The sequence below is a fragment of the Deminuibacter soli genome (assembly GCF_003412455.1).
GTDB lineage: Bacteria > Bacteroidota > Bacteroidia > Chitinophagales > Chitinophagaceae > Deminuibacter > Deminuibacter soli.
Map to the genome: position 1 here is coordinate 1 of NZ_QTJU01000018.1, position 17,369 is coordinate 17,369.

General features: G+C 48.0%; 16 protein-coding genes and 1 tRNA gene. 10 read left to right on the top strand and 7 right to left on the bottom strand.

Annotated features, from left to right (window positions below):
• Window positions 1-148 precede the first annotated feature (148 nt).
• A tRNA-Pro gene (locus DXN05_RS24010) sits at window positions 149-225 on the bottom strand.
• Window positions 226-337: 112 nt separating this feature from the next.
• Here DXN05_RS24010 and DXN05_RS24015 point away from each other — a divergent pair.
• The 7 genes from DXN05_RS24015 (at window position 338) to DXN05_RS24045 (ending at window position 6,821) form a co-directional block, all read left to right on the top strand.
• Window positions 338-1,606, top strand: coding sequence for a dihydroorotase (locus DXN05_RS24015; protein WP_116849893.1), 1,269 nt, complete (start codon window positions 338-340; stop codon window positions 1,604-1,606).
• 8 nt (window positions 1,607-1,614) lie between these two features.
• Window positions 1,615-2,133 carry a DUF4199 domain-containing protein gene (locus tag DXN05_RS24020; RefSeq protein ID WP_116849863.1) on the top strand — a complete coding sequence of 173 codons (519 nt, stop codon included), beginning with the start codon at window positions 1,615-1,617 and terminating at the stop codon, window positions 2,131-2,133.
• Between the two features lie 21 nt (window positions 2,134-2,154).
• Window positions 2,155-3,096: a glycosyltransferase family 2 protein gene (locus tag DXN05_RS24025; RefSeq protein WP_116849864.1), complete on the top strand. Its 942-nt coding sequence runs from the start codon at window positions 2,155-2,157 to the stop codon at window positions 3,094-3,096.
• Between the two features lie 107 nt (window positions 3,097-3,203).
• Complete coding sequence (locus DXN05_RS24030; protein ID WP_116849865.1) at window positions 3,204-4,325, top strand: glycosyltransferase; 1,122 nt, start codon at window positions 3,204-3,206, stop codon at window positions 4,323-4,325.
• Between the two features lie 48 nt (window positions 4,326-4,373).
• Window positions 4,374-4,961 carry a D-sedoheptulose-7-phosphate isomerase gene (locus DXN05_RS24035; RefSeq protein WP_116849866.1) on the top strand — a complete coding sequence of 196 codons (588 nt, stop codon included), beginning with the start codon at window positions 4,374-4,376 and terminating at the stop codon, window positions 4,959-4,961.
• Between the two features lie 36 nt (window positions 4,962-4,997).
• Window positions 4,998-5,558: a D-glycero-alpha-D-manno-heptose-1,7-bisphosphate 7-phosphatase gene (locus tag DXN05_RS24040; protein WP_116849867.1), complete on the top strand. Its 561-nt coding sequence runs from the start codon at window positions 4,998-5,000 to the stop codon at window positions 5,556-5,558.
• 240 nt (window positions 5,559-5,798) lie between these two features.
• Window positions 5,799-6,821 carry a hypothetical protein gene (locus tag DXN05_RS24045; protein ID WP_147314081.1) on the top strand — a complete coding sequence of 341 codons (1,023 nt, stop codon included), beginning with the start codon at window positions 5,799-5,801 and terminating at the stop codon, window positions 6,819-6,821.
• 124 nt (window positions 6,822-6,945) lie between these two features.
• On the opposite strand, the gene infC is transcribed toward DXN05_RS24045, so the two are convergent.
• Window positions 6,946-7,521, bottom strand: coding sequence for a translation initiation factor IF-3 (gene infC / locus DXN05_RS24050; protein WP_116849869.1), 576 nt, complete (start codon window positions 7,519-7,521; stop codon window positions 6,946-6,948).
• Between the two features lie 115 nt (window positions 7,522-7,636).
• A complete protein-coding gene (gene thrS, locus DXN05_RS24055) occupies window positions 7,637-9,577 on the bottom strand; it encodes a threonine--tRNA ligase (RefSeq protein WP_116849870.1) in 1,941 nt (646 codons plus the stop codon).
• Between the two features lie 216 nt (window positions 9,578-9,793).
• Here thrS and DXN05_RS24060 point away from each other — a divergent pair, with 216 nt between their 5' ends.
• The 3 genes from DXN05_RS24060 to DXN05_RS24070 all read left to right on the top strand — a co-directional run bounded on the left by DXN05_RS24060 (window position 9,794) and on the right by DXN05_RS24070 (window position 12,532).
• Window positions 9,794-11,023: a hypothetical protein gene (locus DXN05_RS24060; RefSeq protein WP_116849871.1), complete on the top strand. Its 1,230-nt coding sequence runs from the start codon at window positions 9,794-9,796 to the stop codon at window positions 11,021-11,023.
• A gap of 43 nt (window positions 11,024-11,066) precedes the next feature.
• A complete protein-coding gene (locus DXN05_RS24065) occupies window positions 11,067-11,972 on the top strand; it encodes a LysR family transcriptional regulator (protein ID WP_116849872.1) in 906 nt (301 codons plus the stop codon).
• Between the two features lie 257 nt (window positions 11,973-12,229).
• On the top strand, window positions 12,230-12,532 hold the full coding sequence (locus DXN05_RS24070) for a hypothetical protein (protein ID WP_116849873.1): 303 nt from the start codon (window positions 12,230-12,232) through the stop codon (window positions 12,530-12,532).
• 76 nt (window positions 12,533-12,608) lie between these two features.
• Here the strand turns inward: DXN05_RS24070 and DXN05_RS24075 are convergent, their stop codons facing one another.
• The 4 genes from DXN05_RS24075 to DXN05_RS24090 all read right to left on the bottom strand — a co-directional run bounded on the left by DXN05_RS24075 (window position 12,609) and on the right by DXN05_RS24090 (window position 17,344).
• Window positions 12,609-13,499, bottom strand: a complete 891-nt coding sequence (locus tag DXN05_RS24075) for a hypothetical protein (RefSeq protein ID WP_147314085.1) — start codon at window positions 13,497-13,499, stop codon at window positions 12,609-12,611.
• Window positions 13,500-13,600: 101 nt separating this feature from the next.
• The gene (gene cysC / locus DXN05_RS24080) at window positions 13,601-14,146 is read right to left on the bottom strand and encodes an adenylyl-sulfate kinase (RefSeq protein ID WP_116849875.1); all 546 of its coding nucleotides are present in this window, start codon (window positions 14,144-14,146) and stop codon (window positions 13,601-13,603) included.
• Window positions 14,147-14,539: 393 nt separating this feature from the next.
• Entirely contained in the window at window positions 14,540-15,700 is a 1,161-nt protein-coding gene (locus DXN05_RS24085; RefSeq protein WP_116849876.1) for an aldose epimerase family protein, read from the bottom strand.
• A gap of 93 nt (window positions 15,701-15,793) precedes the next feature.
• Window positions 15,794-17,344: an alpha-N-arabinofuranosidase gene (locus DXN05_RS24090; protein WP_116849877.1), complete on the bottom strand. Its 1,551-nt coding sequence runs from the start codon at window positions 17,342-17,344 to the stop codon at window positions 15,794-15,796.
• Window positions 17,345-17,369 lie beyond the last annotated feature (25 nt).

The following is a 17,369-nucleotide window of genomic DNA, read 5'->3' on the forward strand; positions in this document are numbered from 1 at the left end:
CCCTTCTACTAACACAATCCTGTGATCTTATAATTTTACCTCACTTAATCAAAGTCTCCGCTATATAGCGTGGTATACCGGCCAATATTGAAAAAGCCGCCCCAAATACTTTTGAGACGGCCTCTTCACTAAATTTGACCGAAGTCTTTGGTCGGGTGGACAAGATTCGAACTTGCGACCCCTTGCACCCCATACAAGTGCGCTACCGGGCTGCGCCACCACCCGAAACCTCTGTTAACCAGCATGTTTTAAATAACAGCCGTATCGTTAACGGGTTGCAAATGTAAAGGGTTTTTGTAAAAAACAAAGTATATTGCAAAAAATTTTTGTGCGGCCCATGAATATTTTACTCCGGCAGGTATTAATAGCAGATGCATCATCTCCCCTCAACGGTCAAACGCAGGATATTTTAATAGAACAGGGTGTTATCACCGCCATCGAACCTTCCATTGCAGCCAAAGATGGGGTGCAGGAAATCAGTGCAGCAGGCTTAACCGCCTCGGCTGGTTGGGTAGACCTGTTTGCCCATCTCTGCGATCCCGGTATTGAGTACAGGGAAACCCTCGAATCAGGTGCAGCAGCAGCAGCAGCAGGTGGCTATACCGAAGTATTTGTATTGCCCAATACGCAACCTGTGGTGCACAACAAAACCCAGGTGGAATATATCGTGCAAAAATCCAATGCACTGCCGGTTACCTTACGCCCGCTGGGCGCTGTAACCAAGGGCATAGAAGGAAAGGAGCTCGCCGAAATGTACGACATGCAGAACAGCGGCGCCATTGCTTTTTCTGATGGTATTTATCCTGTGCAATCACCCGGACTGCTGCTTAAAGCATTGCAGTACGTAAAAGCATTCAACGGCGTGGTAATACAGGTGCCTGCAGATGACAGCATCGGCAAATACGGCCTGATGCACGAAGGCATTATTTCTACGCAACTGGGTCTGCCCGGCATTCCTGCACTGGCAGAAGAACTGATGGTGCACCGCGATATTGAGCTGCTGCGTTACACCGGCAGCCAGCTGCACATTACCGGCGTATCTACCGAAAATAGCCTGCGCATGATTGCAGCAGCAAAAGCGGAAGGTTTGCAGATCACCTGCAGCGCCACACCATATCATGTAAGCTTCTGTGATGAAGATTTACAAACCTACGATACCAATTTAAAGGTTACGCCTCCCCTGCGTTCACGCGCCGATATGCTGGCCCTGCGTGAAGCAGTGAAAAGCGGCGTGGTAGACTGCATTGCATCGCACCATATACCGCAGAACTGGGATCATAAAACCTGCGAATTTGAATATGCCAAAGCCGGTATGGCTGGCCTGCAAACAGCCTTTGCAGCGGTGCTCACTGCCATACCCGGTTTGTCTGCAGAACGGATAGCACAACTGTTTGGCGGTAACGCCCGCTCGGTATTTGCGCTGGAACCTGCTACCGTGCAAAAGGGAGCAACCGCCAATATTACCCTGTTCAGCACCGGAGGCAGCACAACCCTCAGCAAACAGAACAATAAAAGCAAGTCGTACAACACGCCGTTTCTTGATAAGGCATTAAAAGGCCAGGTTATTGGGATTATCCACAAAGGTCAGTTACATTTGAATAAATAATTTTATACATGGAAACAAAACCTGTTAAGCCAGCCGTATATGGCCTTATTATTTCCCTGGTGCTGATTGTTTTTAACCTGGTTGTGTATTTCACCCACCAAATGGAAAACCGCCCGCTCGGCTCCGTATCTTTCCTGATACTCATCGGCGGCATCATTTACGGATGCATTGAATATGCCAAACAAAACAATGGCAATGTTACCTTCGGCAACGTGTTTGCGCACGGTTTTAAAATCACCGCTGTTGTTATCGTCATCCAGGCGCTGTATACCGTATTAAGCATAAAAGTATTGTTCCCTGACATTATCGATATTACCATTGATACGGCCCGCAAAAAGATGATTGAAGAAGGCAAGGCAACACCTGAGCAGATACAGCAGGGTCTTGATATGACACGCAAATTTTTCATGCCTTTCGCTATCGGCGGTATCATCATCGCATTTGGTGTTGTAGGCGCTATTGCATCAGCAATCGGTGCAGCAGTTGCCAAAAAGAACCCGCAGGCACAGAACCCTTTTCAACAATAAAAAGAAGCCCAATTTCCCGGCATGGATATAACTATTGTAGTTCCGCTTTTGAATGAAGAAGAATCATTACCCGAATTAACCGAATGGATTGCGCGTGTTATTAATGAACAGCAAAAATCTTATGAAGTAATCCTGGTAGATGATGGCAGTACAGATAACAGCTGGCAGGTAATTGAACAATTGTCGCAGTCTAACCCATGTATCAAGGGCATAAAATTTCAGCGCAACTACGGAAAATCAGCGGCACTCAATGAAGGCTTTAAAGCAGCCAAAGGTGATGTGATCATTACCATGGATGCCGACCTGCAGGATTCACCTGATGAAATTCCTGATCTGTATAAAATGATCGTGGTTGACGGTTTTGACCTGGTTAGCGGCTGGAAGAAAAAACGCTTCGATAACAAGCTCACCAAAAACCTGCCTTCTAAACTGTTTAATGCCGCTGCCCGCAAAAGCTCCGGTATTAAACTGCATGATTTTAACTGCGGCCTAAAATCCTACAATAAAAAAGTAGTCAAAAGCATAGAAGTTTACGGTGAAATGCACCGTTACATTCCCATACTCGCCAAATGGGCAGGTTTCAGAAAAATTACCGAGAAAGTGGTAGAACACCGTGCACGCAAGTACGGTGTAACCAAGTTTGGGTGGGACCGTTTTGTAAATGGCTTCCTCGATCTTGCTACCATCAGCTTTGTAAGCCGCTTTGGCAAACGCCCCATGCACTTCTTTGGCCTGTACGGCACGCTGTGTTTTTTAATCGGTTTTGCCATGAGCATTTACCTGTTTATCGGCAAGCTGGTTGTGGCTGATTTCGCACTCACCAACAGACCTGCTTTTTATGGCTCGCTTACCTTTATGATCATTGGTATGCAGCTGTTTCTCGCAGGTTTTGTAGCCGAATTAATCAACCGCAACTCCACCGAACGCAACAATTACCTGATTGAAAAAAAACTGGGAGTATAAATAGTGAGAAGTGAGTAGTGAGCAGTGAGTATTACAGAAACGTCAACTCTACTCACCACTGACCACTCACCACTGACCGCTCACTATTCACCATTTCCCCGCTCTCTATGTCGAATATCGTTATCATATCACCCGCCCATCCCCTGCGCGGCGGTATCGCAGCTTCGGGCGAACGGCTGGCCAGGCAATTGCAGCAAGACGGGCACCAGGTAACCATCTTTACCTTTTCGCTGCAATACCCGGGCTTTATGTTTCCGGGCACTACCCAATATTCGTCTGAACCTGCACCTGCCGGTTTAAACATACGTGTCTGCATCAATTCCATCAATCCCTTTAACTGGATCAGTACCGGTTTGCAGCTTAAGCGGCTAAGGCCCGATGTAATTATTGTGCGTTACTGGCTTCCGCTGATGGGGCCTTGTCTGGGTACAATATTGCGTATTGCCCGCAGCAACAGGCACACCAAAGTAGTATGCCTGGCCGACAATGTGAAACCGCATGAAAAACGTGCAGGCGACAAGCCCTTCACACGTTATTTTATGCAACCGGTAGATGCGTTTGTTACCATGAGCGACAAGGTGCTGCGCGACCTGCGGGAGTTTACACAGAAAAAAGCAGCCCTGGTTAACCATCCCATTTATGACCAGTTTGGTGAACTGCTGCCCAAAACACAGGCGCGTGAACATTTACAACTCGATGCCAATGATAAAATCATCCTGTTCTTTGGCTTTATCCGCCAGTACAAAGGGCTCGATTTGTTGTTGCGCGCCATGGCCACAGATGCCGTTCGTAACGCAGGCATCAAACTGCTGGTAGCCGGTGAGTTTTATGATGATGCCAACACCTATCACCAGCTGATCAGCGAGCTGAACATCGGCGACCGCGTGTTGCTGCATACCGATTTTATACCCGACAGCGAAGTAAAATACTATCTCTGCGCAACAGATTTTGTAGCACAGCCCTACCGCAACGCCACACAAAGCGGTGTTACCCCGCTGGCCTATCATTTCGAAAAACCCATGCTGGTAACCAATGTAGGCGGCCTGCCCGACACCGTGCCTGACGGGAAAGTGGGTGTTGTAACAGCACCCGAACCTTTGGCCATTGCAAATGGGATATTGCGTTTATACCAGCTGGGCGAACAGCATTTTCTGCCCTATCTGAAAGAAGAAAAGAAAAAATATAGCTGGAAAACTTTGGCCGATACCTTACTTGCATTGGTACAATAGCTGCAGTAGCCTACATTTGATACTACTCAGTACAACTATCGATAAGAAATGGATAAAATAAGAAATATCATCAGTGCTTCTGTAAGCGTAAAACAGCAACTATTGCAGGATGATTTGTTTCTGCAACAGATTGCCATTGCCTGCAACACCATTACCAATGCCTTTAAAAACGGCAATAAGGTACTGTTTTGCGGAAACGGCGGCAGCGCGGCAGATGCACAGCACCTGGCAGCAGAGTTCTCCGGCAGGTTTTACAAAAACAGGCAGGCCCTACCCGCAGAAGCACTTCACTGCAACACCTCTTATCTTACAGCTGTAGCCAACGATTACAGCTTTGATGAAATATATGCACGCCTGGTAACGGGTATTGGTTTAAGCGGCGATGTGTTAATCGGTCTCAGCACATCGGGCAACTCCCCCAACATTGTGCGCGCCTTCGAAGCTGCGCGGGAAAAGGGTGTTATCACCATGGGTTTTACCGGCATCACGGGCGGTGCGCTGAAAGCATGGAGCGATTACCTGTTTAATGTACCGGCAACTGATACACCCCGCATACAGGAAGCGCATATACTTATTGGCCATATTATTTGCCAGCTGGTAGAAGAACAGCTCTTCGGCGGCGAAGACACCGTATAACCAAACGGCGTTGCCGCAGCACAAAAGTTCAAATCAATGCTCGATCTCAACAATATCAACAGCAGCTGGACCCTCTTTCTTGACCGGGACGGTGTGTTCAATTACGAAAAGGAAGAAGACTATATTCTCAACACAGGTGAGTTCAGGCTATACGAAAACGTACTTGACCATATTGATGTACTCGCCCGCAGGTTCGGCACCATTGTAATGGTCACAAACCAAAAAGGCATTGGCAAGGGACTAATGACCGTAGCAGATCTTGACAGCATACACCAGGTGCTGTTAAGCGCCGTACAGGCAAAAGGCGGCCGTATAGATCGCATTTATTTTGCTCCGGATACTGATAACAGCGCCATTAACCGCAAACCCCAGCCCGGCATGGCCTGGCAGGCAAAGGCCGATTTCCCCCATATCGATTTCACCAAAAGCATTATGGTAGGCAACAAGCCCAGCGACATGCGGTTTGGCCGCAATGCCGGCATGTACACTGTCTTTGTGGCCACTACCCACCCCGAAACCCCGTTCCCGCACCCTGATATTGATCTCCGGTTCAATGACCTGGATAGTTTTGCGCAAGCCTTAAAGCAACTGGAATAAATAATCAGCAAAGCGATATACTTGATTGGCAATAAGCAGTTTAAAAATTCAGCAAGAGAGCATCAATGTATAATGAACGCCAGCGATGAATATCAGTCAACCCGCATATCTCCTTCTCTTTGAAGCTATTGACTAACAACTATCCGCTGCAGGCCATTACAAACTTTTTTGGGCAACAAATAACAAAACAGGTACGCCATACGTTTTGATAACGTTGTATTTTTACCCGGGAGAATAATTATGCGTTACGTTCTACTTATTGTATTCAGCAGCCTTTGTTTGTGCACCAGTGCTCAACGTTTATCCAAACCTGACCGTCAGCGGCTTACGGTGCTGGAAGACACATTGAAAAAGCTGGGGCAGCAGATGATTTATGACGTGGAAGCATCCAGGCGTTTTGCGGCAGACAGCAGTTTTATCCGCACCCTGGTAAAAGCCCTGCATACACCTTATTCCTTTGATTACGATTTTGATTCCGTTCAAACAGTCTCTACCCTGTATGCACCTGACACAACTTTCCGTGTATTTACCTGGCAGTTTCAACGCGACGATGACTATTATCGCCAGCGCGGCGCTATCCAGATGAAAACGGCAGACGGCTCGCTGAAGCTATTCCCGCTGATTGATATGTCTGATTTTACGCAGAACCCGGTAGATAGTGTACGTTCGAACCTTAACTGGATCGGCGCTATTTATTATGGCATTGTGATGAAAAAAGCCGGCGCTAAAAAATACTACACCCTGCTCGGCTTTGACGACAATAATATGCGCAGCACCAAAAAATGGATTGATGTGCTTACGTTCGATGAAGCCGGCAACCCGCATTTCGGCGGTCAGTACTTCGACTATAAAAATGACAGCCTGAAGCCAGCGCAGCCTGCCTACCGCTTTTGCCTGGAATATAAAAAAGAGGGCCGTGCACGCATGGCCTATGATCCTGAAATGGACATGATTATTTTTGATCATCTCGTAAGTGAAGACAATAACCAGAGCAAGCGTTATACACTGATACCCGACGGCGATTACGAGGGCTTTAAATGGCAGAACGGCCACTGGGCGCACGTGAGCAAGGTATTCACCTACAAACTCACGGATGGTCACGCACCGCAGCCTACCATCCTGAAAGATGACGAGGGCAAAAGCGACGAGAAGAAACTGTTGGAGCAATCGCTGAAAAACATGCAGAAAGCCCAGCCTGCCAACCAAAGCAAAAAATTCCAGAAGAACCAGCGCACCGACCCCAGGCAGGGAACGGAGAACTAAGAGGGTAGCTGTAATGGATGAATGGTTCTATGGTTTACCTCTCATATTATTGCATTAAAAAAGCGTCCCGGTTAAGCCGGGACGCTTTTTTGTATCGTAAACGGTAAACCGATTAACGTGTTTCCTATTTCTTTTTGCTGCTTTTAGGAGCAAACATGGCCAGCATTCTTTTGCCTTCCATTTTGGGCATGCCTTCCAGTGCACCCACTTCGGTTAAGCGCTCTGCGAATTTCAGGAGCAGTAACTCACCACGGTCTTTAAACATGATGGCACGGCCTTTAAACTGCACATAAGCTTTTACCTTGTTTCCGTCTTTCAGGAATTTTTCGGCATGTTTTGCTTTAAAGTCAAAATCATGATCGTCGGTACCAGGCGTAAAGCGAATTTCTTTCACCTCGCTTTGCTTGGCATTGGCTTTCATTTCTTTTTCCTTACGCTTCTTCTCGTATAGGAATTTTTTGTAATCGATTACCTTACAAACAGGAGGATCTCCGTTGGGAGATATCTCAACCAAGTCCAGTTCCTGCTGCTGCGCGATGCGGCGGGCTTCTTCAATCGGGTAAACACCTACCGTGACATTATCGCCAACCAATCGAACCTGTGGAACCCGGATTCGTTCGTTTATACGATGTTCAGGCTCCGGCTGCCTGTTAAACCTGGGATTAAATCTTCCTCCCCCGCCTCTTTGTGGTAACGCCATTAACTGTTGTTTAGTGAAAAATGGTTTTAATTTTTAATGTGTTGTTAATAAAACTTTCTAAAGGTAATCAATTGTTGCGGCTGCAACAAGTGTTAAAATATTTATGACACCTGCGCTAGTCCTGCGTGGCCCTTCTTTCTTCAATTTCCTCTTTGATCTGGCTTACGAAAGCTTCCAGTGAAACGGTGCCTGCATCACCCTTACCCTGCCTGCGAACAGACAGTGCGCGGTCGTTCATTTCCTTCTCACCTATCACCAGCATATACGGTACGCGGCTCAGTTCAGCCTCACGTATTTTCTTGCCAATTTTTTCGTTGCGGTCATCAATGTCCACACGCACTTTAGCCTTACGCAGTGCCTGTTTCACCTCTTCCGCATAACCCATGAACTTATCGCTGATGGGCAGTATTTTCACCTGCAGCGGCGACAGCCATACAGGGAATTTGCCTGCATACTGCTCCAGCAAAAAGCCGATAAAGCGTTCGTGCGTACCCAATGGCGCGCGGTGAATAATCAGGGGAACATCGGTGCCGTTGTCGCTGGTGGTGTATTCCAGGTTAAACCTGCGGCCCTGCGCAAAATCGACCTGGTTGGTGGCCAGGGTAAACTCGCGGCCTATCACACTCCATATCTGCACATCAATTTTAGGACCATAGAACGCACCTTCGCCGGCAACTTCAACAAACGGAGTACCTGTTTCTATCAGTACTTCACGCACCATCTGCTCGGTTTGCAGCCACAGTTCAGGCTCGTTGATGTACTTCTGGCCCAGTTTCGCAGGGTCATGCAGCGACAGGCGCATCACGTATTTGTCGATACCAAATATCTTGAAATATTTCAGGTACATGTCATTTACTGCCCTGAATTCCTGTGCAAATTGTTCCTTGGTACAGTAAATATGCGCGTCGTTCATGTGTAAACAGCGCACACGCATTAAACCAAACAACTCACCGCTTTGCTCGTAACGGTAACAGGTACCGTATTCAGCCAAACGCAGCGGCAGGTCTTTATAGCTCTTGGGTTCTGCCGAAAATATTTTGTGGTGGTGCGGGCAGTTCATCGCTTTCAGGTAATACTTGGTATTATCCAGTTCCATGGGCGGGAACATGCTGTCTGCATAATACGGCAGGTGACCGCTGGTGAGGTACAGGTTTTCTTTCGCGATATGTGGTGTTACCACGCGTTTGTAGCCAGCCTCTTCTTCGGTTTCCTTGGCCAGTTTTTCCAGCTCTTCGATAATAACGGTACCATTGGGCATCCACAAAGGCAGGCCCTGGCCAATATCGTCGTCCATAGTGAAAATACCCAGCTCTTTACCCAGCTTGCGGTGGTCGCGTTTTTTCGCTTCTTCCAGCATGGCCAGGTATTCGTCCAGCTCTTTCTGGTTAGGGAAGGTTACGCCGTAAATGCGGGTAAGCTGTTTGTTTTTTTCGTCGCCTTTCCAGTAAGCGCCTGCAATGCTGGTGAGCTTAATGGCTTTGATAGCGCCGGTACCGGGAATATGCGGTCCGCGGCACAGGTCGGTAAAATGTCCCTGTGTGTAGAAAGTGATGGAACCATCCTGCAGGTTCTGCAGCAGGTCCAGTTTATATTCGTCACCTTTTTCTTCAAAGTATTTCACGGCCTCGGCCTTGGGCATTTCCTTGCGCACATAGGCATTGTTCTGTTTGGCCAGTTCGTTCATTTTCTTTTCCAGCGCAGCCAGATCCTCTTCGGTGAGCTTGCGGTCGCCCAGGTCCATATCGTAGTAAAAGCCTTTGTCAATGGCTGGTCCAACCCAGAACTTCACGCCGGGAAACAGGCTTTCCACGGCTTCTGCCATGAGGTGCGCAGAAGAGTGCCAGAAGGTAGATTTGCCGTCCGTATCATCCCATGTGAGCAGTTTGAGCGAGGTATCGGTATAGATGGGGCGCGTGGCATCCCATACTTCACCATTTACACTTGCTGCCAATACTTTTCTGGCCAATCCTTCACTGATGGATTTGGCAATGTCGAGGGCTGAAACCCCTGCTTCAAACTGACGCACTGCGCCATCCGGGAATGTAATGTTAATCATACAAACAAATCCTCTAGCTAATTTTATTGTAAGGGTAGCAAAAGTAACGAATATACGCGCATGAAGCAAATGCACATGCCGGATATCCCGCGGGAACAAAGCAGGCCAGCCATCCGGCCATGCAACCATCAAACCATGCCGCGATGCGTTGTGCGCTCTTTCCCGTATATTGCATTGTACATTTACCTTATGAAGTGTTGTTTGATTTTGCTATGTATGGCTGTTTGCCCGCTGTTGCTGCCTGCCCAGGATTTAACCGGGATATGGCGCGGCACGTTTGTAAACACCACCGGTATGGCCGGTGAAAAATACAAGTACGAAATACAGATGAAGCAGTCGCCCAAACATTCCCTCGAGGGCGTTACCTACTCTTACAGTTATGCCAGCAAGGTGTTTTACGGCAAGGCCGATCTGCAGGGCATTTTCATGGACAAAACAGGCAACCTGATTGTTAAGGAAAACAAAATGATCGAATTCAAGGTCACCGATGCCAGCACGCCCTGCCTTATGACCTGCTACCTGCAATACCACAAGGAAGGTGCACTTGAATACCTCGAAGGCACGTATTCCAGCGTTACCATGACGCTGGGCACTGATTGCGGCACCGGGCGTGTATACCTGGAGCGTGTGCAGAACAGCGATTTTACCAAAGAAGACTTCCTGCTGCGCAAAGAACGGCGCAGCCCGCAACGCATAAAACCCGGTGCAGACGATAACCTGGTAGACAGCGCGGCTACAACAGCCAAACCTGCACCGGACAAGCCTTCCGGCACACCGAAAGACAGCACGGCCACTGCTGCCAAACCCCGTTCTAAAACACCGGCTACAACCAAACCCGGCAATAAAACAACAACGAAACCCGGCAACAGCAGTACTGCCAAAACAACAAAACCCAAACCCGCTGCCCCATCCGCAACGCCCAAACGCAGCACAACACCTGCAACCGGCACAGCCAGAACGCAAACGCCGCGCGCAGATACTGCACGCCATAAACCCGACGCATCTATTGCTACGGTAACACCACCTGCAGACCCGCCGGTAAGTACCCCCAAAACACTGGCGCCACCCAGGCCTTTGCCTGTGCCCAGGATTATTGCAGAAAGGGAAAACAAACTGGTAAAGACCATCGTAACCCATTCGCCGGATATTAAGATACAGCTGTACGATAATGGCGAAATTGATGACGATACCATCACGGTGTATCACAACAATGAAGTGGTGGTGTACAAAAAAAGGCTATCCAACGAAGCCATCAATATCACGCTGGGATTGCAGGAAGGCGTAAACACACATGAACTGGTAATGGTAGCCGATAACCTTGGCCGCATTCCGCCCAATACTGCATTGATGGTGGTTACCACAGGTGGCAAAAGGTATGAGCTGTTTATTTCCTCTACCGAACAACGCAATGCCAAAGTAGTTATCGAATACCAGCCGCAGCCCTGAGCAGACCGAAGCGCACAGTGAATAGTGGCACCAATCATCATGTATGTTATCTAACCGTCACCTGGCATTTATGGAAGTGGCACGGCAAAAGAGCTTTTCCAAAGCCAGCCAGGAATTGTATATCTCGCAGCCCGCCATCAGCAGGCATGTAAAATCGCTCGAAGAACAATACCAGACCAAACTGTTTGAACGCAATGGCCTTAAAATACAGCTTACCGAAGCAGGCAAACTGCTGTACGACCGGCTGCTCACAGTCCGGCAGATACAGGAGCAAACCGAATTTGACATCTCGTACCTGCAGCAGCAGCAACAGGCATCCGGTATTTTACAGCTCGGCGCCAGCACCACGGTAGCCTTGTATATTCTGCCCAGGGCCATGTCGGTTTTTCACCAGCAGTTTCCGCTGGTAGAAATTACCCTGCTCAACCGCAATACCGAAATTGTACTCGAAGCCTTATTGAACAAGGAGATTAACCTCGGCATCACCGAAGAAAAAGGCAAGCCCAACAACGTTACCTATCTCCCGTTTCTTACCGACAAGGTAATTGCCGTATGCAGTAAAAAAAGTGCACTGGCCAGGAAAAAAATATACAGTCTTAAAGACATCAGCCACATGCCCATCGCCATCCGCGAACGTGGCAGCGGCACACTGGAAGCAGTGAAAAGAGGATTGCTGAAAAACAAGATCCAGCTCAGCGATCTCAATATCAAAGCCAGGCTGGGCGGTACCGAAGCGCTGAAAAACTTTATCGTGGAATCTGATTGCCTGGGCTTTTTATCGCAGCGTTCGGTAACCAAGGAATTGCGCCAGGGCGAATTAACAGAGGTGGAATTTGAAGGGCTGCAGATAGAAAGACGTTTCTATTTCATTCAACGCAAAGGCGAAACAAGTGAGCTGAACAAACATTTTATCCAGCTTGCGAAGCGGATATACAAGGCAAGCGAGTAGCTTTCAGCGGATAGCGCTTAGCTTGGGGGGGGCACAGTGAATGCCTGCTTGCCGCTTGCACCCAACAGTGAAACCCGGCGGGCGCAGTAAATGCGACCATACGGACGTGAAAAAACTGCAGATTGCTGCATCACCTGTGAACTTTCTTTATGCCTTTTTGTTATAGGTCATAATAGTTTTATATCAGGCAGGTTATAATTAACGCCTAATTTTACTGCCTGTTTCAAATGCATAAACACGAGCCGTAAACGAGTAACATGAAATATTTTAAGTACGATTTCAGGCGAGACGAGCTTTACAGGATGCTAACCGCCAAAGCGCAGCGACTGGCAAGCGCTACCCAGCACACCCGCGATAAAATGCTGCATGCACTGCGTGACAACAACACAACCATTAAAGATGAAGAACTGGAAAGTGGCATGCAGTCTATCACTTCTACCATCGAAACCATTTTGTTTCCCCAGGCTATTGCCGGGCTTACCGGCTTGCGCAAGCTGATTGAAAAAGACCGCAGCCGCGATGATGAAACCATCTTCCACTACAATGCCGCTATCGGATAAAACAGCAACATTTAGTTAAGTGCTCCGTTCCCTTACCAGGCGGCAAAACTTAACTAAATGCGCTCTGTTGACAACACTATACTTTAGAACGTGTAATTGGCTTACTGTTTTCTGAAGGTATTACCTGTACCATCCAACCCTTGTGCAGCAACAGGCTGTGCAGACTGTTCTCGATAGCCGATGCATGCAGCAGTAAGGTTTTATCTTTCACATAACGCGCAATATCCAGTGTATTGCCGGTAAGCAAAGGTTTAAATACCGCATTAAATTCCACGTACTGCAAATGCAATCCCCACTTACCGCGCAGCTGCTCAAACACGGCATGGCTGTTTTCGTATAATAAAGCGTGGTTAACTACCAGGTAACTGTCAGCAGGCTGCGCAGCCAAATGCAGCAGTATGGCCTCATTGTAGCGTATCCATACTTTCAGGTAGCCGGTTACCAGCTTCCTGCACAAAGCATGTTTATACCAGCGCTTGCGCAGTTTGTTCCATATAAAACGCGACACATCATTACGCGTGGCATATTTGGCGCAGTGCGCTTTATGCAGGCGGTTAATCAAAGAGCTGACCACATCTGCATAACCGCGGTACACCACCAGGTAAAACGCATCTGGTATTATTTGTTTATAAGCATCCAGGAAAAGACAGGTACGTGGTTCTTTCCAGCCCCATTGCTCATGGGCATTATTTTTATCAGTTACCATGGCCTGTAGCGTGGCCAGTTCACCGGGAGTAAGTGTACTGATGGAATGATCGGTGATACCCGATATATCCAGCCCGCGTTGCTGCAGCAGTGCTTCATGGGCTTGTAAAAAATCGAGGTCTTCAAAATGACCATCATCATTGCCGGTGTTAGCGCCCAGCAGGTTATCGCCAACATGCAGGCCGCATTTATACAGCCACTGCGTTACCAGCGAGGTGAAGGAACGGTGCATGCCCGTAACTATAACAACTTTATTTTGCATATACAACAGGTTAGGTAAAAGAAAATGTAAACCATTGATCATCCAGTTGCAGCACGGGTTGTACCGGTTATACACCGGCATACCGCAGCAGCTGCATGGGCTTAATCAAAACGGCTTACTACGCCGGGTAACTGGCGTACAATGAAGCGGAACACCGTGTTTACACTTTGTTCCAGCGTTTCCTTGTCTGTTTGTATATGTATATCGGGTTGTGCAGGCACTTCGAAGGGATCGTTGATGCCGGTGAGATTGTAAATTTTATCGGGATGCCCATTCTCCAGTAAGGCACGGCGGTAAAGGCCTTTGGTATCACGCGCAATCAGTGTATCCAGCGCGCAGTCGAGGTAAATGGTTTTTACATTTTCATAGCTGTTTGCGAGCTCTTCCCGTATTGTGTTGTAGGGATTAATGGCACTGATAATAACAACAATGCCATGGGCAGACAATTTGCTGGCAACAAAACCCAGCCGCCGTATATTTTCCATACGGTCTTCCCGGGAAAACCCGAGGTCGCGGCAAAGGTGCGAACGGTAATCATCACCGTCAATCAGCTCCACACGCACGCCATAATTTTCCAGCTTTTGTTTTACACCGGTAGAGAGCGTTGATTTACCTGCGCCTGACAGGCCACATAACTGCACGATCATAGGAATACATTTTTATGCATGAAACATTAGAGAACCAACAAATGTGCAGGGCTTACTTTTTCTAAAACGGGTAAATGCAGCTTTTTTACCCGGAACCATACCTTTGGCTGCATTGCAGCGTGCGTACAAACAGGCTGTCGCGGAAGCAATCAATCCGCAGGTATACAGTGGTTAAACTTAAAGGTAAGAAAATCATGTACCGCTAAATGTTAAATACGAAGAATACCCACAATAAAATGACAAACAGGTTTTTACAAACGACGATAGCAAACGGGCAGTGAATAGTTAACAGTGCATAAAGGGCAGGAAACAGCCGGAGGCCCCGCCAGGGGGCAAAAAAAAGCAGCAGGCTGTTGGCCTGCTGCTTTTTATAGTATTCAAATACACTGCATATTACTGGGCAGAGATCTTGTATTTTGTAACGGTGTGGTACTGTTTACCCGGTTCCAGCACTACGGAAGGGAAATTGGGCTTATTGGGCGAATCAGGATAGTGTTGGGTTTCCAGGCAAAGTGCAGCGTGTTGCTGGATGGCTACACCGGCAGGTGTTTTGATGGTACCATCGAGGAAGTTGCCGGTATAAAACTGCAGACCAGGCTCGGTGGTAAATACTTCCAGTTTGCGGCCGCTGATAGAATCGGTAACGGTAGCTGCCAGTTGCATAGAGCTGTCTTTACGGTTCAGCACAAAGTTGTGGTCATACCCACCTGGCACCTGGCCTATTCTTGCGCCGATTTTTTCTGCAGTGGTAAAGTCAAACGGGGTGCCCTTTACTGCTTTTATTTCACCTGTGGTGATCAGTGATGTATCAACCGGCGTGTAATGGTCTGCATTCAGCTGCAGTTTCTCGTCGAGAATTACATTGCCGGCATCACCACTGATGTTCCAGTAGCTGTGATTGGTCAGGTTCAGCACAGTTGCCTTATCAGTGGTAGCAGTATAATCAATCTGCAGTGCGTTGTCATCATCCAGTGTAAAACGAACGGCTACGGTAAGCGTACCCGGGTACCCTTCTTCACCGTCTTTGCTTACATAATGCAGGGTAAGTGACGATACGGAATCAACTGTTGCATCTGCATCCCATACCTGTTTGTCGAACCCTTTAATGCCGCCGTGCAGGTGGTTTTTACCGTTGTTGGCTGCCAGTTTATAGGCCGTGCCGTTCAGCTTAAAGGTTGCGTTGCCAATGCGGTTGCCGTAACGGCCAATGGTAGCGCCGAAATAAGGCGGCTTGGCCAGGTAACCTGCAAGACTGTCAAAGCCGAGTACAATGTTTTGTATTTTGCCTGTTTTATCGGGCGCCAGGAACGAAGTAATGGTGCCGCCGTAATTGGAGATTTTTACCTGCACACCGTTTTTATTGGTGAGCGTATATAAAGCTACTTTTTTACCATCTGTTTCACCCCAGTCGGCGCGGGTTATGCCTGCTTTTGCAGCAGCGGCAGAATCAGTTTTTTCAGTGCTGGCAGTTTTGTTGTCGTTATTGCCGCAGGATGCAAGCATTAATGCTGCTGCAACCAGGGGCGCCATGGTGTAACCGGCTAGATGTTTCATACTACAAGTTTCAGTTTGAGGCGTGAATATAATCGTGATAACTGAATGCAAGTGCATCCATTCCCGTTTTTTTTATCAAAAAGGGCCTGCCGGTTATTGAATTGTCAAAACGACAACTGAAATCGGCGGCAAGGTTACTGCCAGTTGACTGCCATCTTTCTTAAAGTCGCTGAAGGCTGCAGGTACTACTTTATTGGGCTCATCAAAGCTGTTGTAACTGTTAAATGCCGCAGCTGTAAGTACCCTGGCCGATACTTTGGCACCTGCATTTGCCGGCAGCAATGCACTGATGCTGATTTTTTTTGATGCATCGAGGTTTACCAGTGATATATGAATGGCACCTGAACTGTCCTGTGAAGCAGATCCGTTTACTGCCGGTATTTTCTGATCGCCTACACTGTAGTCCGGACTGGCAAAATGCAGTTTCAGCTGGTGTGCATTCTGGTGTACCTGGTACAGGTCGAACACATGGTATGTGGGTGTGAGCAGCATTTTTTCCTTATCGGTGAGCACCAGCGCCTGCAGCACGTTAATGGTTTGCGCCAGGTTGGCCATGCGCACACGGTCTGCGTGGTTGTTAAAAATGTTCAGTGTAGTAGCTGCCACCAATGCATCGCGCATACTGTTTTGCTGGTACAGGAAAGCGCCATTGGTGCCGGGTTCTACGTTGGTCCATATACCCCACTCATCTACCACCAGCGATACATGCTTTTTAGGATCGTACTTGTCCATGATGGCGCTGTGTTTGGTTACCAGCTCATCCATGTACAGGCATTTCTGCATGGTGGTGAAGTATTCTTTTTCATCAAACTGTGTGGCAGAGCCTTTGTTACCCCAGTCTTTCGGAACCGTATAATAATGCAGTGACAGCCCCCACATTAGCCAGGAAGGCACTTCTTTCATCAGTGTTTCTGTCCAGCGGTAATCGTCTACATTGGGGCCTGAAGCAATTTTCTTCAGCTGCGCGTTGGGGTAGTTTTTACAGAAGGTGGCATACCGCTTAAACTGGCTGGCATAAAACTCGGGCGACATATTGCCGCCGCAGCCCCAGCTCTCGTTACCCACACCCCAGAAGCTCACATTAAAAGGCTTTTCGTGCCCGTTTTGCTTGCGGATACCGGTCACAGGGCTTACACCATCAAAGTTCAGGTACTCTACCCATTTGCTCATTTCTTCTACCGTGCCGCTGCCTACATTGCCGGTGATATAGGGTTCTGTACCCAACAGGCTGCACAACTCCAGGAATTCGTGGGTGCCAAAGCTGTTGTCTTCTGTAACATTACCCCAGTTGGTGTTGATCATTACCGGGCGTTGTTTGCGCGGGCCAATACCATCTCTCCAGTGGTATTCATCAGCAAAACAACCGCCTGGCCAGCGCAGGTTGGGGATTTTGATCTTCTTCAGCGCGTCCACAATATCAAGCCTGATACGGTCTTTTTTAGGTACGTTCAGGTTCTCGTTTACCCAGAACCCATCGTAAATACAATGACCCAGGTGTTCAGAGAAATGACCATAAATGTGTTTGCTGATAACAATATCTTTTTCAGGCGCACCAACAACAACGGGAACAGTTGTTTGGGCAAAAGCAGCAGTACCGCCTATGGCAAAGGCAGCGAGGGCAAGTAACCGGTTTACATGTTTCACTTCGGTTCAGTTTATTTGTTAGAGT